The sequence below is a fragment of the Vreelandella gomseomensis genome (genome assembly GCF_031451645.1).
Lineage (GTDB): Bacteria > Pseudomonadota > Gammaproteobacteria > Pseudomonadales > Halomonadaceae > Vreelandella > Vreelandella gomseomensis.
Genome location: NZ_JARWAI010000007.1, coordinates 120,185 through 142,611, shown reverse-complemented (window position 1 = coordinate 142,611; position 22,427 = coordinate 120,185). Strand labels below are relative to the sequence as shown.

Sequence of the window (22,427 nt, the reverse complement as noted above, 5' to 3'; positions counted from 1 at the left end):
TCCAGAGCTTCTTTTACTCCTACCACCGCTATAGCCACTGCATCAGAGCATTCATCGGTTCATTAGATAATAGGCCGAGACGACTGCAATTTGATCCTCGTCTCTTGAAGTAGCGGTGGTGGCGCCGTATGCCATACGATCATCCAGGCTCCATTCAACGCTGTCCGGCTGGGTAGAGTCAGCGATAGAATCCTCACGGAATCGGCCAAAACGCGCGTCAGCCTTGCCGTCAATCCCGGCATCCAGATAGCGTGCCAGCGAGGGGGTCAGGTTTTTCAGCACCATGACATTGCGCTCCCGGGCGACGTAGCTGCCCACCGAAGCACCCGGCACGGCCCAGTTCACCGCATCAAAACAGACCCGAACCTCCTGGGGGTTGCCGTTTGCATCTTCATAAACGTAGCGATCATTCTGTCCTTCTGCCCGGCCTTCAGGGAGCTCAATACCGGCGGCGAGAAACGCATTGAGCATCGCGTTGCTTGGCCCATTGCACAACTCTGATCCGTCGCTGTTGATTTTACCGCTGGGGGCAGTCGCGTCATCACCCGGCACGATGCCGGTATTTTGCGTATAGGCGTCGTAGGCGATCTGCCAGCTTTGTACAAACGTGCTGTTGATGCGCTGGTACTGGGCGTTGCGATATACATCCTGGCCGATAGTGACGGCACCGATGATAAGCCCGATCACGACAAGCACGATCGCCATTTCCAGAATAGTGAAGCCGGCCATTGGGCGTCGAGCACTAGCTTTTGTATTCGTAATTACACGCATTGTCGCCACACGTTTTCCGTCCATTAATGAGCTGGCCTGAGTTAAGTCAGCGAGGTAGGTCATTGGCGGCTCCCTTAAAAGCCTCGACTATCAGCCTCTTTGGCGTTGCCTTCGATATCTTGGGCGACAGTCAGCGCTTGAGCTTGTAACGCAACGGATCTGTCGACACGCTCCTCAGCGGCTACAACGCCTGCCGTTGCGTCGGCAAAGCCGATGGCAGCGGTGGCGATCGAAATTGAGTTGGTGACCACGGCGGCGACGGCGGGAATAATCACCGGTGAAAGCGCGCCGTAGCTGCCAATCGCCTGGGCAGTCGAGAGCGCGACTTCGCCTGCTGACGCCATGGCGCCTCCGGTGGCAGAAGCAACGCCCGCGCCCGCTGACATGAGTGACGCATCGGCGAGATCCTTCTGCAAACGAAGTAGCGTCGTGTAATCTTCCAGAGTAATCGCCATCATGCGCGATGCATTCGCCGCGTTGAAATGAGTATGACCAATCGCTGCCAGCGATTCACCGCAGTTTAGAAAGCTCCCCAACGCTTCAAACCCCGCCGCCACGACGCGGTCGTCGTAGGTGGCACTTCCAGGGCGAGTCGGACGATCAAATATCGGCAACAATCGTGACTGGCGACCGTCAAAAACGTCGCCATCGCCGTCCCTGTCGGTCGCGCCTGGGGAAGCGAGGGCATAGGCCACATTACGCTCTGTGGTTCCGTCGCCGACGTGCAACCTGGCGCTATCGGACGCGTTGACGCGCTGCTCAGCAATCACATCCAGCGCGTAACAGGTATCCACTAGATTCGCCGAACTCGATGCGCTCCCTTCGATTAAAAGGGGGGCAAATCGCTGCGCCTCGCGGGCTAGATCCAAGCCATTAGCACTATCGCGGTAGACGCCATAGCGCAGTGTTTCAGCACCGAGCACAGGCAGGCCCAACGTACGCCAAGGGAGAAAGCCTTTTTGATAGCCCCCGCTGCAGTTCTCCTGACCGTCACCATCGGTGTCCGGGCAAGGCAAGCGGGAGCGGGCGTAGAGAAAACCTACCAGGGACTGTTCCGCACGGGTCATCATCGCCTGCTGATCGCTGGCGATCTCAGCCCGCTCCGAGGCGGCCCAGTAGCTAACAAAGCCTACTGCCATCAGTCCCAACACCGCCAACACAACACTCAGCTCAAGCAGCGAATAACCGCCTTCAGCTCTCGACGTAGCGTTCATGGCAGCACCCCGCGACGGTTTTCGGTCTCGGCCTCATCAAGGCGGCGCTGACGCTCGTCTTCGACCTCGTCATGAAACGTCTGGGCGTTGGACAAATTGCCCTCGGCGACGGGTACTGCTGCTTCGGCACCTGCCAACCCGATGCCGGCCTGCACCAGATTCGAGATGGCGATGCTCACCGTTGCGATCGCCATCCCCACAGCAAATGCTGCCGCGCCTTTACTTGAAGTAGCGCCGGAAATAGAAACCGCCTGAGCGCCGATGGTATTGGCAAGATTGACACTGGCAAGCGACACGCCGACGATGGCGGACTCGACGTTACCCTGACGGGCGAATAAGGCCAGATCTCTGAACTCAACGTACAGGTTGGCAGTACGCTCCAGATCATGGGCCGCATAGGCTGCGGCTGCAGAGCCGTTCACCTTCGCCAGCCGTTGCGAACAGCCAAGACGCGTGGCCAATTCAGTAGGGCCGGCGGCGATGACAACATCATCGCTGTCACCGCGCTGCCCGGGCAACGTAAACCCTGAACCCGCATTTAAACCTTGGAAGCGTCCATTATCACCTGGATGGGCCAAGGCATAGACTGCTACCGTGGACTGGGAGCCAGTCCCAACGGTCAAGCCGCTGGCGCCCATGGTGCCCCTTAGCTCAGTGCAGAAATCGAGACCATTAAGCGGGTTCTGTGTAACTCCCGCACCAACTGGTAAATAAGGTGAATAGTCATTGGCCGACCGTTCTGCCGTCAGATCCCGAGCACTGCTCTGGTAAGCTGCGTAGCGAATGCGCACCGCCGGGTCATCCAGCCCGAGCGTACGCCAAGGCAGCGACCCATCACCTCCCCCCGTGCTACCCGCATTACAATCCTCACTGCCATCACCGCTGGTATCTGGACAGGGAAGGCGTTGCCGTCCCAGCGCAAACCCTTCAATGGCACTTTGGGCACGCCGCAAATCAACGCTGCTGGCTTGACCACCGCCAACGTTCAGCGCCTCGGGTATGAGTCGCAGCCCTGCCAAGCCCATAGCCCCGACAATCGCAAGGACAACGGCCAGCTCTACCAGCGAAAAACCGCGTGCAGATTTCATCGGCTGCCCCCTTTGCGGTCAGTCTCTTCCATGATCGCATCCGTGTCATTCCACAAGCTGGGCGAACTACCCGAGCCATCAAATGACGGGTTATCCAGGTCATGCTGATTGTCCCGCGCAATTTGCAGTACGTTTTCTTGTTCTTCCACTACGGTCAGAGTTTCCTGGTATTTGATATCCGCCACGTAGCAAGCCTCGAAACGCGAGAATGGCCCGTCGTCGGAATCCGAACCGTCAGGGGCTGGGCGGTAGTAACCGCCTCTCCTGCCCAATACAGTGATTTCTCCATAGATGGCATTTTGCATTTCGGGTATTTTGTTGAAAACGTCACAACTTTCGTCACCGTCGTCGTTGGTGGTACAGCGGGTGCCGAAGGCTCCTAAAACCGCTTGACTCGCAGCTGCTTCGAAATCGTTCTGGGCCTGCCGCTCTTCATTCTCAGCACTGTCTATATCAGCTTGTAGCTGAGCCTGGTTGGGCTTGATGCTATTGCGCTGGCCTCTGAGTTCACTCAGGGTGTTGTTGAGTTCATCAATTCGATTATTAAGCGCCTCTCGCTCACTTGTCCCCTCGTCTAAGGCGTTTCGTTGTGTTTCCAAGGCGCTTATCTCATTCTCAATGCTGGCAATAGAGGCGTCTATTTCCTCAACTTGCCGATCAATTGACGAACCGCCGGATTTAAGCCTTTCCAGCTCGGCTTTCTGGTTTTCCAAGCGCTCCTTGAAGTCATCATCCTGCGTGTTGGCTATCTGATCGTCGAGCTTGTCGATCTCTGCATCGATTGCCGCCTCCACCTCTTCTCGCGCATCGCTGAGCGCCTCCGGCGCGCCGCTTTCGTCGTCTCCATCAAAGTCATCATTACGCTCGGCGTTGTCATACGCCTCAATCGCTTGTTCAAGGGCGAGTTGCGCCTCCAGGTGGTCCTTGGCTTCCCGCTTAACCGCTTCAATGAGGGCAAAAAGCGAGTCATCACCAATCTCATCCTCCATCTCCTCGGCAATATCACGCATGGCGCTATCGAGGTTGTTGTTATTGGCGGTACCGCCCTGGCAGGCATTGTCACGCGCTTCCCAAGCGTCATCGCGCTCATCACGAGCGTCCTCTAAGCTCTGTACTGCTTTCTCTTCCGCTTCTTCGAGGGCTTCTTGAATTTGATCCGTATCAAATTCGTCGGTATCAAGATCCTCGGTGCCTAAATCATTGGTATCAACACCGGCTCTGACCGCGACGGAAAGCGTCGTGCCAAAGGCAGCGGCTTGCAGAGCATAAGCAGCCACATTACCCGCAATGCCCGCAGCGCTTGCCCCCACGGCGACGCCAGCGGCAACCGTCCATGCCACCGCGTGCGGTATCTCGGCACAACCGACCAGAACGACGCAGGTACCGATAGCAGCAGCCAGTGCCGTGCCTGCCGCCGTTATTTCAATAACGGCGTTGACGAGTTGAATCGTCACCACGATGGTGTTGATAGTAGTCATTGCCATGCCTACCGAGGCATTGACGGCGGCGATGATGGCGGATTCTCGAATGGCCGGAAACTGTGCATGAACCTCATCAACTGCGGTCACCGCTAGCGAAACCGCTTCCACTGAAAGTACCAGGCTGCCGCAGTTAAGGGCATCGGAAAGATTGGCGTGGCCACGGGCGATGACCTTGTCGTCATAGCGCTCACTGCCCCCAGCGCCGGGAGCAACCATAACGGGCTGATTATTGTCGGCATTATCACCGTCGAAGAGCAGGCCGTTGCCGTCCATATCGCGATGACCAGGGTGGGCAATCGCGTAAGCGACTGGGCTGCCACCGGCTTGAACCCCTGCATTGATTGCACTCTGACCGATAGCGACACACAAATCCGTGGTGGCGATATTCGCAGGCGTGTCGCGGACATCGTTATTGTTGCCTGCAGAACCCACTAGCCCTGACGTATCGACTGAGCGCAATTCTGCGGTACCTAGCTTACTTGGTGTAAAATAATTATCAGCGTGAGTCAGGTCGCTGCCCTGACGGTCGACCATATACGCAAGCTGGCGGATACGGGCTCGCAGTTCCGGGTCTTCGATACCTAGATCCCGCCACGGCAAGCTACCCTTGCTCGCACTGCCGCCACAGTTCTCATGGCCGTCGCCGTTGGTGTCGGGACAGGGCAAACGGTAGTTGGCGGTCGCAAAGCCGACGAGGGCACGGTCAGCATGGTCGAGGACGTTTGCCTGCTCGCGCTTTCGATCACTGGCGACGTCAACCTGCAGCCACAGGGCACCAGCGCTTAAGGCACCACCCACCACCACGGTGAGAAGCATCGTCTCGACGAGCCCCATGCCACGCTGGCGTGCCGAGCTTGGGGGTGAGCAAGAGCTCATGGTCATGCGCCTCCTATTTGCATTGCCTGCCGAATAAGGTCGTAAATCGGAATCAGCAGCGCGAGCACCAGCACGAAGAACAAGCCCCCCGCGACCAGAATGATCGCCGGCTTGATGATCTCCGACAGCGACGCAATGACCACACTCAGACGTTTGCGGTACTCCGCGGAGAGATGACTTAACTGCTCGTCAAGAGAGCCGCTTTCTTCACCCACCGCGATCATGCGAACCGTCATCGCCGGAAAGCCCCCAGCCGCCCGCATTGAAGACGCCACACCCTCGCCGCGAGTCACCGCTTGACGAACCTGCATGAGGCGGCGTCGGTAGTACAGGTCGTTGGTGGTTCGGGTGAGAATGTCCAAACTGGTGACGATGTCCAGCCCGGAACGCACCAGAATTGCCAGGTGTTCCGTCATGGCCGCCATTCCTGAAGAAGTGATAAGCACCCGCGTCACCGGCAACCGGTGCCCAATGGTATGAATGGCGTAACGAGTGGGGTCGTGATTGCGTACCAGCCAAATGCCTCCGACGGTCAGCGCTGCCAACACGAGCACCACCATGAGCAAGCGATCCACCACCCATTCCGAGAAGGCAATCAGGCTGACAGTGAAGGCTGGCATGTCGGCATTGAGCTGATCGAAGAGATCGCCCAAGGTGGGTATGACATAGGTGATCCAGAACACCGCCACCGCGATGATAGTAGCGAAGACAAAAACGGGGTAAATCAGCGCCGTGCGGATATCGCGGCGAATATTCAGCACGCGTTCGGTGTGTTCCGCACTTTCAAGCAGCATGCGATCCAGATTGCCGGATTGATCGCCGATCGCCATCATGTTGCGCACGGTCTCGGGGAATACATCGGGGCGACGGGCAAAGGCGTCGCTGACGGAAATACCGGCATCTAGGTCTTTGTGCATCTGCCGTGCGACCCGCGCGATGCCTTTTGAATTGGACGTCTGGCCCTCACTGATAACCGTCCGCAATGCGTCTAGCGCGGGCACCCCGGCACGCAACATGACCCCCATGTCGCGCAGAAAACCGGCAAGATCCTCAGCGGAGATTTCACGTTGAAATAATTGGCGCAGCGTTTCGTAGGTGGCCGTCATCGCCCGCGGCAGGCGCCAGAGACTGATGACGGTGGCATCAAGCTCCTGTTCCAACCTCAACTGCACGGAGAAGTCTCGTTCCACCGCCAGCCGGTAAAACCCTGTTTTCACGCCCCCGTGGGGCATCAGCACGCGATAATAATAAGTGCGTAGCGCCGTCATAGCTGGATTTCTCCTACAGCACGGTAGATTTCGTCCAGCGTCGTTTCCCCATCGGTGATGCGCCGCCGCGCCAGCACGCCGATTGAGCGCATACCGCTGGCCTGGGCAATACGCCGAAGTTCACCCCGAGAGCTATCGACGGCAATGGCATCGGCGATATCGCGATCCGGGAGCAAAATTTCGTAGACCGGAATTCGACCGACATAGCCGCTGCCACGGCAATGCTGACACCCTTCCCCCCGGTAGACGATCTGATCCGCCGCTAGCCCCAGCCATTCGCGTTGCGACGTGGTGGGGTGTGCTTCTACCTTGCACATGGGACAGATACGACGCACGAGTCGTTGATTGACCACACCCACGAGGTTTTCCGCGATGGTTTCCACATCAACACCCAAGAGTTTCAGCCTGGGCACCACGCCGAAAATGCTGCCCACGTGAAGCGTCGAAAGCACCAGGTGGCCGGTGGAGGACGCATCGATGGCGGCCCGAGCGGTTTCTTCATCGCGGATCTCGCCCACCAGAATTACGTCAGGATCGTGGCGCAGAAAATACCGCAGGGCGTTGGAAAAGCCATACCCTGAGCGCGGGTTGACTTCGGTCTGACATACCGCAGGCACTCGGTATTCCACGGGGTCTTCTACCGTGAGTACGTTACGCTCGATCAATGGCTGCATACGTAGTGCCGCGTGCAATGTCGTGCTCTTCCCAGAGCCGGTTGGCCCAGTGAGTAGCACCATTCCATGCGGACGAGAAAACAAGCGTGATAGCTCCGCGACGTCTTCACCGATAAACCCCAGATCCTGTAGCTTATCGAGGTCGCTACGTTCGGGAAGCAAACGCAGCACCATGCGCTCGCCGTGCTTGGTAATCAGGGTGGAGACGCGCAGGGTGAACGGTTGGTCGAGTACAACGTGGGCAAAACTACCGTCTTGCGGCAGGCGCTGCTCCGCAACATCCATTTCCGAGCAGAGTTTAATGTAGCTGTTCAACCGATCCAGTACGACCGATAGACCGAACATCGGCCGGAGTACACCATCTACCCGGAAGAGGACATGGCGACTGTGCTCGGCTGGCGCTATATGCACGTCGGTTGCTCGCTCGCGCACAGCGAGGGTGAGAATATATTCGAGCAGACGCTCGGGGCTATAAACCCGATCCACGTCTTGCTCAAGCATACGGATCTCACGCTTGATCACTTGTTCTGGCGGATTGTCAGCAAAGTAGAAGTGCTGGCGGATGGCCCGGGTGACGCGTGCGAACTCACCCTGGAGAAAGCGCACTTGCCAGCCACAACGCCGCCGGACGAGATCAGCAATCTCATCTGGACTGCCATCCCCAATGATCACTGTGAGCGTCTCGCTTTCCAGGGTAATTGGCAGGAAGCCGCGGGACAGGCACAGGGCCTGATTGAAAGGCGCGGTCGCCTGAGACTGTGGTTCCGGCAAGGTGTCAATGTCGGCGAATTCAGCCGGATGACGATGCTGTTCGGCAAGCAGTCGGGCAATGTCCTTCTGGGTGGCCAGCCCGTGCGCAACCATCAGGTTACCAAGCCGCCCCCCTTCTACCACCTGTTTTTGCAGCACGAATTCCAGCTCCGCTGCGTTCACCAGGCCTTTTTCCACCACCAGGTCACCCAGCCTGTTGGCACCGGCTTTTTGCAGTGGATCGGCGGTAGTCGATTGCTGGCTATTTTGCGTGTCGGGTTGGGGCATGGCGGCAATCTCCGTAGGCATCCCCGAACTGGCCAAAGGCGGGAATGGTTAATCAATCGAGCTTGTCGGTGACCTGCTTGGTTCACGCGTTCTGAAAAGCAATGAGGTTCATGTCACCCTGCTCATAGCACCCTGACGCGCAACGCAATCACAAGCTCTCTGATCTCGGTTAAGCGCTGCTGAGAACCGAAGAGACGGCCAAAAAACGGGACGGATGAAGCGCCAGGTACACCTTCGTCGAGATTGTCGGTGGTCTGGTCGATAAGCCCGCCAATGAGCACAACATCGCCATCGTTCAGGCGCAGGGTCGTGGTTAACCCCTTGAGATTGACCTCTGGCAAGGAAACGCGGGTACTACCGCCGACATCGATAAGCCGAAGACTCGATTGGTCCACGGTGGTCTGGGTAGGGCGTATCAGCAGCTCCACGCTGCCATTTTCGCGCACGAAAGGCACCACACCGACCATCACGCCTGAAAATACAGAGTCGGTTTCCACATCAGCGGTGGTGGTGGTGGCGCCGCCCCCCGGGGCTGTCTGGGTTACCGAACTACTGGAAACGAAGCGCGACGTGGTGCCGACACTGAGCATTGCCGGCGTGCCATTGCGCGCCAGGATATTGGGATTTGAGAGCACCGAAACGCTGCCGAAGGAGTCCAGTGCTTGCAGGATCGCGCCAAAGTTATTGTCACGATAAGCGATACCCAGCCCAGTACCATTCCCGTCGGTCAGGTTCTGTTGCGGAATTGTCAATGATGTACCAGGAAGCTCGCCGCCAGCGTTGGGCAAATTGGCAGTGGTGCTGCCAAGCTGGGTTGCGGCCCCCGTGATAACCCCTCCAAAGTTGTCGCGTAATAGGGTCCAATCGATACCGAACCGGTAGCCATCGCTGAGCCGCACGTCGATAAGCTGGGCTTCAATGAACACCTGGCGTCCAACAAAGTGTTGCAACTGACTGATGTACTGATCAACGGCGTTTACCTTATCGGGCCGACCCTTGACATAGAGCGTGCCTGACAAGGGGTCGATCGATAAATTGGTGTGTTGGCTCCCCTGTCTCCTTTGCCCGCTTTCTGTATCAGCCTCGTCGCTCGTGTCACCCTGCTCTTGGCCGATGATAGCGCGCACGCTTCTTTCAACCGCTTCGAAAGGCTTTTCAGAGCCCCCACCACTGGCGTCCAACGACAGGTTACCGCGCAGGGTTCCCGATCCACCGCCCCCTGTCGCGCCGGTGCCAGCGCCAAACACGTTACCTCCATCGCTGATTTGCAGGTCGCTTGCCGTATTCAGGAAATCAAGCGGATACATTTTTTCCTGCATCAACTGCACACGTAAGGTCTGCCCCCGCACTTGACCGTACACATTGTAAACGTCAAGGATGCTGTCAAGCGCCTCGCGGGTGCTGACATCGCGAAGCGCGAGTGTAGCCCGCTGTTCAAGGTCAAGCACGCTCGGGTCAATGATCAAGCTAAGCGAGGAATTGGCGCTCAATGCGCGTAGTGCATCACTGATATGCGCATCGGAAAGGCTGAGTGACAAGGTTTCCTCTTCCAACGGATCAAATGCCGGTTCCGCCGATGCTGACTCAGTGGCCTCAGAACGCTGCTCGATCTCTGCCTGCAGTCGCTCTACGGTGGCAAGAAGTTTGCGGGATTCCGCTGCCGCGTTCAGCGCGACTTCCTGGCTTGTCTCTGTGTCCACCTCCTCCATATGCTCAAGGCTCAGCGGGGGCTGGTTGGCACACCCAGACAGCCCCATCGCCGCAGCGGTCGGCAACAGTAAGCGTTTCATTGCGTGTTTGACGGCGCTATTCATCCTAGGTGCTCCACGTTTTTATTCACTAAAATCTGGCCGTTATGCGTCATGGCAATGCCCGTTATGACGACCTCAGCCACCCCACCAGAACACTGAACCCTTCCACGATGACCACGTCATCTCGGTCATGGGCGGCGGCGGTGCTCGGGGCATAAGCACAAGATCCCGTGTGCACGGAGTCGAAGCGATCTCCGTCGCCATCACGATCGTCCAAAGGCATTACCACAAAAAAGGCGACATGTCGGACAGGGTTCGCCGCACAATCAATCGCCCCCTCCCTGCCTTCATCCCCCGTCACATAAATATGATCTGTGTTGAGACTCTGGCCGACAGCGTTATTAAGGCCGCGGATTAAGTCGAATGTATTCGTTCGACCATCACCGCTGCGATCCAGGGTAACGGCGAGGTCGGCATCAGCCGCGGCATCAGCATTATCCGGGTGGCGATAAACGCCATAGAACGCCTGTTTTGAAGCATCGGGAATAGCCATACCCAGCGTTTCGTAGGGCACCCATCCGGTGTGTGTTGACGTTGTTATGCAGTCATTCGCACGGCCATCATGGTTGGTATCCGGGCAGGGGAGCCGAGCATTTGCTAGTGCGAACGCTCGAACAGCGCTCTTGACTTCTTCGCCATGCCGCTCGGCGGCCTGGCGCTGCTGCACCCCACCAACGTTTAAAAAGTGTCCGCTGACTGTCCACATCAACAGTCCCATCACGGCCAACACCACGGCCAGCTCGACGAAGGTGAAGCCGCTAGCCGCTTTTAATCCACCAATACGCCGCATCGCTATTCAACGTTTTTCAAGGTGTCGGCGTTAACTGAGACTGTGCCCTGTAACCTTTGCATTTCTGTCATCATCTCCTGGAGCCGCTGTTGATCTTCCTTGCTCGGATTCCTGGCAATGGATTGCATTTCGTTGGCCAGTGATTGAATACGGCCGGCACTTTGCACCGTTTCTTCAAGACGTGCCAGGTTAACGCCCGACACTTCATCGCGTCCGATAGCGACGCGTAGCTCGCCAAGCAGCGACGCCACTCGTTCAGGTGACGGATTACCTGCCATCGTCATGTTGGTAAGTTCGCGCTGAATTCGCTGAACCTCGCCCGGATCAGCAATTCCCATGGGATTACCGATGTCATCCATGACGCCGTTGGGCACCGTCTGGCTGGGCGCTTGCGACGCCTGTTGGGGAAACAACGGGGGCGCACTATCGGAGTCAACGGCAGGAGGCTCCAAATCATCTGCTGGCGATTCACTAATATCAGGCTCTCGGGTCGATACTGTCGGCTCGGGGCTCTCCGCACTGGGCAGGTTTTCACTGGGCGACGGCACGGGTTGCGGCATTACAACGGCGTAAAACCACATAATGGCGGCAGCAAGCACCGCAACACCTACCAAAAAACCGTAAAGCGCTTGGCGATTCATTGGTTACCCCTTTTTAAATTCGTTGTGATCAATCCACATCGTTTGCACCATTGCCGTTGCGCAGCGTCCCTAGCCGCATTGTCTCTTCCTCTGGTAAGCGCAGCGTTTGCTCACGCCCTTCGCGCTCTCGAACCACCGCCACGCGGCTGTCAATCCTTACTACCCGGCCTCCCCCCGGGAGCGAGTCACCGGGTTTTACCAGTGCGCCGTCGATCATCGCCATGCGACTCTGCCCATCCAGCAGAAGCGTCAGGCGACGATCCGGCAGTGGCGCACGGATAAGGCTCTCCGTTGCGTTATGTTGCTCGACGACGGGTTGGGTATCCGGGCGTTGCGCCATTGCCAACAGGCTATTGACGTTAACATCACGTCTTACCGCCATTAGGCTTTCGAGCTTCTCCAGCATCCCACTGGCGTTGGCAAACTGTGTCTGTTCGGCATCGCTGACAGGCGTCACTTCAGGTAAGGAGCCCTGGCTAGTCCCCACGGGCTGGCTGCTCTGCCGACTTTGTGGAAGTTCGGTCAGCGCCCAACCGACGATAACAAGGGCAATGGCGTTGAACCCGATAAACAGATATTTCATAAATCCAGGCTCTCGGGCTCAAGGCGATAGGAAAAACTGCCCGGCTCACTGCCACTGGGCTCCAGTGGCACTGGCCGCCAGCCGTGGCCGCGCAACGTCGATAGAAATATCCTGACGGCATCACTATCAGCGCCATCAGATACCCCATCCACGCGCAACTGATAGCCACTGCGTCGACTTGACTCCAAGTGAACTCGGTAGATGGTGAGCCCTCTGACCGCTGCTGACCGGACGCTGTCCAATACCTGGGTAGGCGTATAGGGCGCGCCCTGATTGAGTCGCGTGGCAAAGTTGGCAAGCTCCGTGAGATCGCTGGAATAGTCGTCGAACTGCACCTGCTGAATAGCGGTACGCTTATCGCGAACATCGCTCATCAATGTCTCGGATTGTGCCCACTCGCCTTTAGCCAGCTGATGGGCAAATGTCCCTGCGACGCCAATGCCGATCGCCAACACACCGATGGTCGTCATTACGGCGGGTGCCATGGATTCTGACCACCAGGCGACTTTTTCTACCCCTGTATTGCTGCTTTCGCGGGCGCCAAGACGATTGAGCGCAAGCGGGAGTGCACTGCTCAAAGCCCCCTGGTTCAAAGCATCCTGACCCGAAGAATCTTGCCGGGTACGGAAACGGCGAGGCATAACGCGATCAATCTTGACGTCTCCTGCCTGCTGGAGGGTGTCCATAATCGCTGTGTCGATCGCGTCATCGTCTTCTTCGGCAGCGGTCAACCATTCATAACGACGACGATTCTGTCGATCGGCTTGACGGTCAAGCTCAGCGATGTTGGCACCCAGCGTCTGTGCCGCCAGTTGCAAATCGTCCATGCCTGTCGTGGCGCTATACACGTCTTCAAACACCAAGCCGTGTTTATCTCTGGCAAACATCAGCAAGCGCCGGCCAAGACGAAGAATGCGTCCTTGGTTCATGTTGACGTCCGCCAGCAAGGCGCCGGTCGGGTAGACCAGGCAATGATCACGCTGGCGGCGAACCCAATCGAGCAACTGTTGCCAGGTGTCAAGGGGGATGGCGGTGTAGAAAGCCTGTCCGCCACCACTTGTCTTGAAAAGGCGGTGTATAACGATATGACTGGGGCCTTCTATCCACCCCTCCCTGCGAACTTGCCGCTCAATCAGCGCCCGCGCAAATTTTGTTTGTCCCTCAAAGCGCAGCAAACCAGTAAAGGCATCGCCAAAGTGAACCAGTAAACGCGCGGGGCTTTCCAGACGCGGGAACGGCTTTACCACATCACACTGCGCCTGGAGGTTAAAAAGCCGCCATTGATCACCGTCAACTAACATCATGTCACTTTTCATTGCGGTGCTTCCTCCAGCAGCAGGTGCAAGGTGCCGGAGAGTTCGAAATTGACATCCCGAACGTTCCATCCTGGCGGTTGGAACAGACCTTGCTGCGGGTTCTGTACGCTGAGTTCGTAAGCATTGGGGATAAAGATGGATTGAGCACTACTGACCGTGGCACCCAGGAGTTCCACCGCTCGCTCGCGTGATACCGAATCACGGCTGAAGCGAATCTTCCGCTCACTCCAGCGGCTCCCGTCGAGTTGCAGTTGCCTGGCGCGGGCAAGCAGAGTATCAACGGAATCCGCATATGCTTTACGTTGCTCAAGTGCATCAAGACGACTATCCAGCGAGGTAATCTGCCGTTGTGCTGTGGCAACCGCGTGTCCTGCATCAGCCAATGCCATCACACCGGAATAAGCGTGATAGACAGCCGCTGCGAGCACCGCCAGCAATAGGCTAAACAAGGTTATTTTTAACTTGCGCGCCACCGCTATTGCTCCATGTTCCAGTGAGCGGTCAACAAGGCAACGCGATCTTCATCGAGAGCGTCGTCAGTATCGCCAGCGCTATCGCCCGACAGGTCACCTCCTCCACCGGTAGCCGCCGTTGGGTTATCGGTTTGCGAAAACGTGTTGTTCGCCTCCCACTGGTAACCGGGGGCATTGGCACCATCGTCACCTGACTGACCAGCGGCCTGGATGCGGAAGCGGCCTTCGCGGGCGTCTGCCTTGCCGTCAATGATTTGATCAATGTAGCGGGCGAGATCCGGGGTCAAACCACGCACCACCATCACATTGCCTGCCCCGGAAGGCGTTCCTTCAGAATTCCACTGAAAACATACCTGAACCTCGGCGGCGTTACCGTTAGTGTCCTGGTAGAGGTACCGATCCTCAAAACCTTCACCCCGCCCGGGAGGCATCTCGATACCTGCCCGTAGCATGAGATCGCGCAGGTTCTGGGTAGCCAATCCAGCGGCGCCGGCATTATCTTCGCCACCGGCATAGCCGGCACCATTGCAGATACGCAGCCCCTTGTTAGTGAAATTATCCGGAATACCCGCAGCGCCGCTACCGCCGCCCCAGGCACTTTGGCGACCACAGACATCACCGCTACCGGAATCGAAATTAGTCTCAGATCCGTTGACCATGTAGGTTGGCGCCTGCTGGCAGTCACCCAGAACCACACCCGTGCGTTGATAATACTGATCGTAGGTTTGCTTCCACTGATTAAGGTACTTGTTCGCGATCTTTGTGTACTCGGCATTGCGCTGCACATCCTTGGCAATCGCAATCGCGCCCAAGATCATGCCGATCACCGCTAGTACGATGGCCATTTCCACTAACGTGAAGCCTGCCGATTTATGATGTTGTTTGGGATTGCGCATGACAGCTCCTTTGATCACTGGTTCATCTTGTAGTGGGCGGTCATGATTGCCACCTGGTCTTCATCCAGGGTTTCACCGGCTCCCGTTGCGGTGGCGCTAGCATCGTCAACGTCGTAGGTGTTGTTCGAGCCCCACTCGCTACCAGGCGTACCTGTGCTGTTATTTGCGGTGACGTCAGCTTCACGAAAGGCGCCTTCGAGCGCGTCGGCTTTCCCGTCGACCGCCTGATCGAGGTAACGGGCCAGATCCGGTGTAAGGCCTTTGATAACCATGACATTGCCCGACCCCGAGACCGTCTCTGGAGGGTTCCACTTGAAGCAGACTTGAATTTCCTGGGGGTTGCCGTTGGTATCGAGGTACACATAGCGATCCTCGGCCCCCTCAGCACGCCCTGGCGGCATTTCAATGCCCGCACGCAGCATATAGTCGCGAAGACCATCACTATCTGCATCACATAGTTCGTCGACGGATGCGTCGGCCATATCGCCACCAGACGGGTCATTATTGTTATCATCGATATATACTTGACCATTAACCATCAGTTGCGGCTCGGTCTGGCTATCGCCGATTGGAACGCCCATACGCTGGTAGTAAGCGTTATAAGCGACTGCCCACTGATCAATAAATTTTTGCTTAATTTTCGTATATTCAGCATTACGCTGAACATCCTTGCCAATCATTACCGCCCCTAAAATCAAGCCTATGACGGCAAGCACAATGGCCATTTCAACTAGCGTAAAACCGCTATTATTGGGCGGCCCGGGTGCTATATGTGTTTTCATCTGCCTGGTCTCCGTCAAAGAGAAAATCAAAAGTTAGTGTTTTTAGTCTCACCGTCTGAGCCACTAACGCATAAAATAAAGATAAAACTCCCGATGCGTTTAGATGGTTTTTTATTGGGTTTCTGGTCACTAAAAACATGTGTCATTTACCTAACAATTTTTCTAACTCATGGCCGTTGCTGTTGTAATTTTTAAGCGATCTTTGGTCGCATACCAGACGTTGATACATTGGGGTCGTATCGTGCCCCTACGGCCAACGCTTTTTAAAAGTCTGGCTCTTTTGCAAGAGGGTGTCTTCCACTCAGCGCTACACTGTGTCGATTAATTTAAAAACCTGAAATCAGGCATGGCCATAAGACACCTGAATGCCTGAATTCGACTGATAAGTGCAGCACCGGCGGCACTCAGGAGTACTGAGCCCCGCCAGGATTACCTGTTTCGGTGTTCGATAACCAAGCCGCTTTCGTGGGCGGTCGCATATTGTTCGCCACGTAGAGACGCTAGGTGCAGCGCGGCTACTGCCCAACTCAGTACAAGCGCTAGACGCTTACCGACTATCAGGCTCATGACAAGGGGCTTTCAAAACGGGCACTTAATGTTATATTATCACATAACATTAAATAACCACTTAGAGATACTCGCAATGACTGCATTTTATCCCCTGCCCGTCACCGTCCTGTCGGGGTTTCTGGGGGCCGGTAAGACTACCGTCCTCAATCATATCCTCGCCAACCGCGACGGTCGCCGCGTCGCGGTGATCGTCAACGACATGAGCGAAGTGAATATCGACGGCGCGCTGGTACGCGGCGTTCCTGGCGAAACGGCGGATGGTGAGGTGGCACTGAACCGCGCCGAGGAACGGTTGGTGGAGATGAGTAACGGCTGCATTTGCTGCACCCTGCGCGAAGACCTGCTGGAAGAGGTCAGCCAGTTGGCCCGTGAGGGCAGGTTCGATTACCTGGTGATCGAGTCCACCGGGATTTCCGAACCGCTACCCGTGGCGGAAACCTTCACCTTTGAAGACGACAGTGGCCAGAGCCTTGCCCAGGTTGCCCGGCTGGATACGCTGGTCACCGTGGTGGATGGCGCCAACTTTCTTGACCAGTACCGCGAAGCGCTAAGCCTGGCCGAGGCGGGCGAGAGCCTGGGTGACGACGACGCGCGCAACGTCGCCGACCTGCTGGTCGACCAAATCGAATTTTGTGATGTGTTGCTGATCAGCAAGACCGACCTGATCGACGCAAAAGCGCTGGAGACACTGAAGGCGATTCTGCACTCGCTGAATCCCGATGCGGCGCTGGTTCCCATCACCCAAGGCGGCGTGCCGCTGAACAAGGTACTGGATACCGGCAGGTTCAGCTTTGAACGCGCCCAACTGGCGCCGGGCTGGCTGAAAGAAATGCGCGGCGAACACGTGCCGGAAACCGACGCGTACGGCATCGGTAGCTTCGCCTACCACGCCCGCCGGCCTTTTCATCCGCAGAAGTTCCACGACCTGCTCAATGCCGAATGGTTTGGGGAGGGCCTTTTGCGCTCGAAAGGCTTCTTCTGGCTCGCCACGCGCCCGCGCTACGCAGGCCAGTGGAGCCAGGCGGGCGGCATCGCCCATCACGGCATGGCCGGGGTCTTCTGGAAAGCTATCCCTGAACACCAGTGGCCGGACGACCCCGAGACCCGCCAGTTCATTATGGAAAAGTGGCAGGCGCCGTTTGGTGATATGCGTCAGGAGCTGGTGTTCATCGGCCAGCATCTTGATCAAGCCCGGATGCGCGACGCGCTGGATGCCTGCCTGCTGAGCGAAGCTGAGCTGCTGGACGGCATGGCGGCGTGGCAGCAGCTACCTGACCCCTTCCCCGCCTGGGAGTGACCGGCACTAAGAACCGACGGTGTGGCCCAGGTGGCTTTCCGCCCATTCGCGCACCTCGGGATAGGCACGCTGCTCAAAGACCGCGAAGCCATTAAGACTTCGCGCCTTGAGCGGGGTAAACACCGGCATGGCAAGGCCACACAGAAAATGCGCCAGCCGCTGGGCATTTGGCGGCTCGCCAAGCTGCTCGGTGTGGCGCTCGATCAGCGGCATGGCGTAGCGCTGGAAATCCGCCGCCGTCAGCGGTGGCTCGGGCGGCGCATCCGGTAGCTTTACCGGGTGGCCGTGACACACCGAGCAGTGACCGCAGCGGCCCTGCCCGGCATTGGCGGGTGTATCAAAGGTGTTGTCACCAAAATATTCGGCCAGTCGACGAGTGAGGCAGCGCTGCGACTCAAACAGCGCCAGCATGGCGCTCAGCCGCTCGATCTCGGCGCGCTCCCGGGTGAGACAGTCGTTGTAAAGCTGTCTGGCCAGGGTCTCAAGAGAAAAGCCTGTATTGCTTACCTCGTACACGTCGGTCATCCGCTTGCCTTCCAGGGTCAGCCAGCCTTTGTCTTGAAAGTATTCAAGGGCGGTAATGACGCGCGCGCGGGAGGCGTCGATCTGCTGCGCCTGGCCCGCTTGGTGCAGGCGGTCAAAATCCACCGTGCCCCAGGTGCGGGCGATGGGAATGTTATCGACGATGAGGCGCACAAAGGCCGCCCGCTCGCCCTCGAAGCGACTCACCAGGGCATCCGGTTCAAGATGGTAGCGCAGCCGATACTCGGCCAGAAACGTAAAGCGCGGCGCAATCACGCCGTGCATTTCCAGCCGCACCAGCAGCGTTTTCAGTGGCAACAGGCGGATATTGGTGTCCCGGGAAAGGGTGTTGAGCAGCACCTCCCACTGGCGATCCGGTACTTGGCCTGCCGCCGCGATCTCTTCCAGCAGGCGATAGATGCCGGCGTATTCAGGGGTATCGCCGTAAACGAAGTTTTCCAGCACCCGCAGACCCTCCCGCCCGGCCAGGGTCAGGCAGGTGGAAGGCTGGCCGTCGCGCCCCGCCCGGCCGATTTCCTGGCTGTAGTTCTCGATGGATTTGGGCAGGTCATAGTGCACCACGTTGCGGATATCGCCCTTATCGATGCCCATGCCAAAGGCGATGGTGGCCACGATGCAGGGCGACTCCCCGCTCATGAACTGGCGCTGGATCTCATCCCGTCGGCTTGAATCCAGGCCCGCGTGGTAGGCCTGAACGGCTATCCCCTGGGCGGCCAGGGCTTTCGCCACCCGTTCGGCGGTTTGTTGCAGGGTCACATAGATAATCGTCGGCGCCTCAAAGCCCGGCTGCATCTGTGGTTTAAGCCAGTTGCTCAGCTGCTGCTGGCGGTCTTCCATGGTCGGCGATACCAGCAGTTCAAGATTGGCACGGTAAAAGCCGGTGGTAATGACGTTCTCCGGCGCGATGGCAAACTTCTCGCCCATATCGTCAATCACCGCAGGCGTTGCCGTGGCGGTGAGCAGCAGCACCTGGGGAATGGCAAAGTCGCGCTGGTAGTCGGGCAGCTTGAGATAGTCGGGGCGGAAGTTATGCCCCCACTCAGACAGACAGTGAGCTTCGTCGACCACCAGCAGCGAGATGGCCACCTGACGGAGAAAATTCCGGAAGCGCTCGTTCTTGAGTCGCTCCACCGAGACCATGAGGATTTTCAGCTCGCCGCGCTTGGCCCGCTCCATGACCGAACGGGTCGTTTCGCGGTCCTGGGTGGAGTCGATACTCGCCGCAGCCACGCCGTGGCGAGTCAGAAATGCCAGTTGGTCCTGCATCAGCGCCAGCAGCGGTGACACCACCAGCGTCAGATGCGGCAGGTGCAGCGCCGGCAGCTGATAGCAGAGCGACTTGCCCGCGCCGGTGGCGAAAATCGCCGCTGTGGAGTGGCCGTCAAGCACGCGCGACACCACAGCCTGCTGGCCGCCGCGAAAATCATCAAAGCCGAAGACGGATTTCAGCGTCTGCTGCGGCGATGTAGAGGGCATAACCGTTCCTTGGATGGGCAGATAGTCCGCTACAAGCTACCGCGTGCAGGCGATTTCTCCAACGCGCAGCGCTACCCAAGTTCAATGCGCCATCTCGCCTAGTCCCAGGCGGCACCTGCCAGGGCATCCAGCGGAACCTTGAGATAGCGCTTGCCGTTGGCTTCGGGCAGCGTGAGGATCTGCTGGATCGAGTGCCACAGCGCCTTGGCATCGCCGCCGGGAAAGTCCGCCCGTGCCGTGCCGAAATCCGGCTGGAACAGGGTGTCGTGCACGAAGGCAGCATCGCCGATTACATAGGTAATCGAGGCCAGCGTATGGCCCGGCGAAAACATCACCCGGCCACTCAGTTCACCGATCTGAAAGGTATCGCCCTCGGCAAACAGGGTGTCCCACTGGCGACCGTCGGTGGGCATCTCCGGCCAGTGATAGATATCTTTCCACAGCGACTGCACCTGGGTGACCTGCTGACCAATCGCCGTTGGCACGCCGGTCTTCTCCTTCAGGTAGTAGGCCGCCGAGAAATGGTCAGCGTGGGGGTGGGTGTCGAGAATCCACTCAACGGTCAGGCCTTCCTTGTCTATATAGGCCAGCAGCTCGTCGGCATGGTGAGTCGCGGTCGCGCCAGCCTTCTCGTCAAAGTCCAGCACCGGGTCGATGATGGCGCAGCGCCGGGTGGCCGGATCGCTCACGACGTACTGAACGCTGAAGATACGCGGATCAAAAAAGCCTGCCACATCGGGCGTGGCTGCCCCGGTACGCTTGGCAAGTGCAAAGGTATTCATGGAGGTCTCCTGAAGGCTTGCTTATCGCGTCAGCGGCGAATGTCTTGAGCCTGGTTCGGCAGGTCGCCAAGGCCGCTGATCCAGACACAAAAACGCCGCCTTGCAGGGACGGCGTCAGGAGGCGTCTAACACGGTGAATCCGCCTGACTAAAACGCCTTCTCCAGCGCAAAGCGCGGCTGGGGATGGCCCTCTTTGGTGACGCTTTCGGTGAACATCTCAAGCGGGCGCACCCAGAGGCCGTAGTCGCCGTAAAGGGCGCGGTAGACCACCAGCGGCTCCTCAGTTTCGCTGTGCTGGGCGGTGCCGAGCACTTCGTAAAGGCTGCCTTTGTAGTGGCGATAAATACCGGTAACGGGGGTGTTCATTGGCTTTCCTCTTGAGCGGCTTTTTGGGCGGCTGGCAGGTTGGCTTTCTTGGCGAGTCGTTCAAGCACTTTGGACGCGGCGACAAAGCCAAAGGTGCCGGTCAGAAAGGCCGCCGCCCCGAAGCCCGACGCGCAGTCCAGGCGCGTGGCGTCGCCGCTGCCGGGCTTTTGCAGGCAGACTTCGCCGTCACTACTCGGGTACACCAGCTGTTCGTCGGAGTAGACGCACTCCACCGAGAAGCGCCGCTTGGGGTTGCGCGAAAAACCGTAGTCCCGGCGCAGCCGCGAGCGCACCTTGGCCAGGAGCGGGTCGTGCTCGGTGCGGGTCAAATCCGCTACCTGAATGCGCGTGGGGTCGGTTTGCCCACCGGCTGCCCCGGTCACGGTAATAGGCAGCTTGCGCCGTTTGCACCAGGCGATCAGTGCGGCCTTGGCGACAACGCTGTCGATGGCATCCACGACGTGGTCGGCATCAGCGGGGATTCGCTCGGCCAGGTTGGTGGGCGTCACGAAGGCGGTATCCGCGATGATCTCAATCTCCGGGGCAATCAAGCGACAGCGTTCAGCCAACACGTCCACTTTTGGCTGGCCGACGGTGCCGTCCAGCGCGTGGAGCTGGCGGTTAACGTTGGATACGCAGACATCATCCAGGTCGATCAGCGTCAATTTGCCGATGCCCGAGCGCGCCAGCGCCTCGACCGTCCAGCTCCCTACCCCCCCGACGCCGACCACCACCACATGGGCATGGCGAAAGGTATCAAAAGCCCGCTGCCCGTAGAGGCGGCGAATCCCGCCAAAGCGAAAATCGTAATCTGACGCGGCCGGCGCCCTATCAGCGGGGGGCGCAGGCGCCGTTGATGGGGTACTTGATGGCATCACTGTGTCACTCATAGCGTTTCCAGGGCCGTGGGCGTGGTCGGGGGAGGTGTGCGCACGCTATCCAGCGGCAAATGACCGGCCCAGCCGAGGTGATCGAAAAGCGCCACCATGGTGTCGTCCAGGGCGCAGTTCAATTGAACACGCTTGTCGAACAGCGGGTGGTCAAAGGCGAGATGGGTGGCGGCCAACAACAGGCGAGGCGCACTCAGTTGCTCGGCAAAGAAACGGTTATGCACGCTCTTGCCGTGCTTGGCATCGCCAATAATCGGGTAGCCCCGCCGCGACAGGTGGCGGCGAATCTGATGCCGCCGCCCGGTCAAGGGGCGCGCCTCGACCAGCGAGTAGCGGGCCACCGGATAGCGGTCGACCTGGACGGGCAGCTCCACGCTATCCAGGCGGCGGATATCGGTCATCGTCGGCATGGCGGGCATTTCCGACTTGGGCCGCGTACCGTCTTCTTCGCGCAGCGGGTAGTCCAGGCGCTCGCGTTCCGGGGCTTTGCCGCGCACCACGGCGAGATAGCGCTTCTCCACCTGGCGCTCGCTGAAGGCCTCGCTGAGCCTACCGGCCACCGCTGACGACAGCGCCAACACCATGACCCCGGAGGTAGGCCGATCCAGCCGGTGAACCGGATAGACCCGCCTACCGAGCTGGTTGCGCAGCCGCTGGAGGAGGAAGTCGGTTTCGCCTCGCGCCAGCGCCGAACGGTGCACTAAAAGCCCCGACGGCTTATGCACCGCGACAAGATGCTCATCCTGATAGAGAACGTTGAGTGGCGGCATGGCGTTCCTCGACGCGACAACATGAAAAAAC

At 58.3% G+C, this 22,427-nt stretch carries 20 protein-coding genes; 1 reads left to right on the top strand and 19 read right to left on the bottom strand.

Annotated features, from left to right (window positions below; translation table 11 throughout):
• Positions 1-51 precede the first annotated feature (51 nt).
• The 14 genes from QC815_RS10950 to QC815_RS10885 form a co-directional block, all read right to left on the bottom strand.
• Positions 52-834 carry a type II secretion system protein gene (locus tag QC815_RS10950; protein ID WP_310539720.1) on the bottom strand — a complete coding sequence of 261 codons (783 nt, stop codon included), beginning with the start codon at positions 832-834 and terminating at the stop codon, positions 52-54.
• Positions 835-845: 11 nt separating this feature from the next.
• Complete coding sequence (locus QC815_RS10945; RefSeq protein WP_230447147.1) at positions 846-1,985, bottom strand: type II secretion system protein; 1,140 nt, start codon at positions 1,983-1,985, stop codon at positions 846-848.
• Positions 1,982-3,073, bottom strand: a complete 1,092-nt coding sequence (locus QC815_RS10940; RefSeq protein WP_230447148.1) for a type II secretion system protein — start codon at positions 3,071-3,073, stop codon at positions 1,982-1,984. Before QC815_RS10940 ends, QC815_RS10945 begins: the two co-directional genes overlap by 4 nt.
• Entirely contained in the window at positions 3,070-5,436 is a 2,367-nt protein-coding gene (locus QC815_RS10935; RefSeq protein WP_230447149.1) for a type II secretion system protein, read from the bottom strand. The genes QC815_RS10940 and QC815_RS10935 overlap by 4 nt, the downstream gene beginning before the upstream one ends.
• Positions 5,433-6,698, bottom strand: a complete 1,266-nt coding sequence (locus QC815_RS10930) for a type II secretion system F family protein (protein ID WP_230447150.1) — start codon at positions 6,696-6,698, stop codon at positions 5,433-5,435. The genes QC815_RS10935 and QC815_RS10930 overlap by 4 nt, the downstream gene beginning before the upstream one ends.
• On the bottom strand, positions 6,695-8,410 hold the full coding sequence (locus QC815_RS10925) for a GspE/PulE family protein (protein ID WP_310539717.1): 1,716 nt from the start codon (positions 8,408-8,410) through the stop codon (positions 6,695-6,697). The genes QC815_RS10930 and QC815_RS10925 overlap by 4 nt, the downstream gene beginning before the upstream one ends.
• A 122-nt stretch (positions 8,411-8,532) precedes the next feature.
• Positions 8,533-10,224 carry a pilus (MSHA type) biogenesis protein MshL gene (gene mshL / locus QC815_RS10920; protein ID WP_230447152.1) on the bottom strand — a complete coding sequence of 564 codons (1,692 nt, stop codon included), beginning with the start codon at positions 10,222-10,224 and terminating at the stop codon, positions 8,533-8,535.
• Positions 10,225-10,285: 61 nt separating this feature from the next.
• A complete protein-coding gene (locus QC815_RS10915) occupies positions 10,286-11,011 on the bottom strand; it encodes a type II secretion system protein (protein ID WP_230447153.1) in 726 nt (241 codons plus the stop codon).
• Positions 11,012-11,013: 2 nt separating this feature from the next.
• Positions 11,014-11,652 carry a hypothetical protein gene (locus QC815_RS10910; protein WP_310539714.1) on the bottom strand — a complete coding sequence of 213 codons (639 nt, stop codon included), beginning with the start codon at positions 11,650-11,652 and terminating at the stop codon, positions 11,014-11,016.
• A gap of 28 nt (positions 11,653-11,680) precedes the next feature.
• Positions 11,681-12,235, bottom strand: a complete 555-nt coding sequence (locus QC815_RS10905) for a hypothetical protein (protein WP_310539712.1) — start codon at positions 12,233-12,235, stop codon at positions 11,681-11,683.
• Positions 12,232-13,539, bottom strand: a complete 1,308-nt coding sequence (locus tag QC815_RS10900; protein WP_230447156.1) for a hypothetical protein — start codon at positions 13,537-13,539, stop codon at positions 12,232-12,234. The genes QC815_RS10905 and QC815_RS10900 overlap by 4 nt, the downstream gene beginning before the upstream one ends.
• An 8-nt stretch (positions 13,540-13,547) precedes the next feature.
• Positions 13,548-14,024 carry a hypothetical protein gene (locus QC815_RS10895; protein ID WP_230447157.1) on the bottom strand — a complete coding sequence of 159 codons (477 nt, stop codon included), beginning with the start codon at positions 14,022-14,024 and terminating at the stop codon, positions 13,548-13,550.
• Positions 14,025-14,026: 2 nt separating this feature from the next.
• On the bottom strand, positions 14,027-14,920 hold the full coding sequence (locus QC815_RS10890; RefSeq protein WP_230447158.1) for a type II secretion system protein: 894 nt from the start codon (positions 14,918-14,920) through the stop codon (positions 14,027-14,029).
• A gap of 14 nt (positions 14,921-14,934) precedes the next feature.
• Entirely contained in the window at positions 14,935-15,702 is a 768-nt protein-coding gene (locus QC815_RS10885; protein WP_230447159.1) for a type II secretion system protein, read from the bottom strand.
• Positions 15,703-16,345: 643 nt separating this feature from the next.
• Between QC815_RS10885 and zigA the strand changes: the two genes are divergently transcribed.
• Positions 16,346-17,569, top strand: a complete 1,224-nt coding sequence (gene zigA, locus QC815_RS10880) for a zinc metallochaperone GTPase ZigA (protein ID WP_230447160.1) — start codon at positions 16,346-16,348, stop codon at positions 17,567-17,569.
• 6 nt (positions 17,570-17,575) lie between these two features.
• Here the strand turns inward: zigA and QC815_RS10875 are convergent, their stop codons facing one another.
• The 5 genes from QC815_RS10875 to QC815_RS10855 form a co-directional block, all read right to left on the bottom strand.
• On the bottom strand, positions 17,576-19,588 hold the full coding sequence (locus QC815_RS10875) for a RecQ family ATP-dependent DNA helicase (RefSeq protein WP_310539708.1): 2,013 nt from the start codon (positions 19,586-19,588) through the stop codon (positions 17,576-17,578).
• A gap of 98 nt (positions 19,589-19,686) precedes the next feature.
• A complete protein-coding gene (locus QC815_RS10870; RefSeq protein ID WP_310539706.1) occupies positions 19,687-20,370 on the bottom strand; it encodes an MBL fold metallo-hydrolase in 684 nt (227 codons plus the stop codon).
• 147 nt (positions 20,371-20,517) lie between these two features.
• The gene (locus tag QC815_RS10865) at positions 20,518-20,736 is read right to left on the bottom strand and encodes a DUF1653 domain-containing protein (RefSeq protein ID WP_230447163.1); all 219 of its coding nucleotides are present in this window, start codon (positions 20,734-20,736) and stop codon (positions 20,518-20,520) included.
• Positions 20,733-21,626 carry a tRNA cyclic N6-threonylcarbamoyladenosine(37) synthase TcdA gene (gene tcdA / locus QC815_RS10860; protein ID WP_422828715.1) on the bottom strand — a complete coding sequence of 298 codons (894 nt, stop codon included), beginning with the start codon at positions 21,624-21,626 and terminating at the stop codon, positions 20,733-20,735. The genes QC815_RS10865 and tcdA overlap by 4 nt, the downstream gene beginning before the upstream one ends.
• Entirely contained in the window at positions 21,623-22,396 is a 774-nt protein-coding gene (locus QC815_RS10855; RefSeq protein WP_310539703.1) for a pseudouridine synthase, read from the bottom strand. Before QC815_RS10855 ends, tcdA begins: the two co-directional genes overlap by 4 nt.
• Between the last annotated feature and the right edge of the window lie 31 nt (positions 22,397-22,427).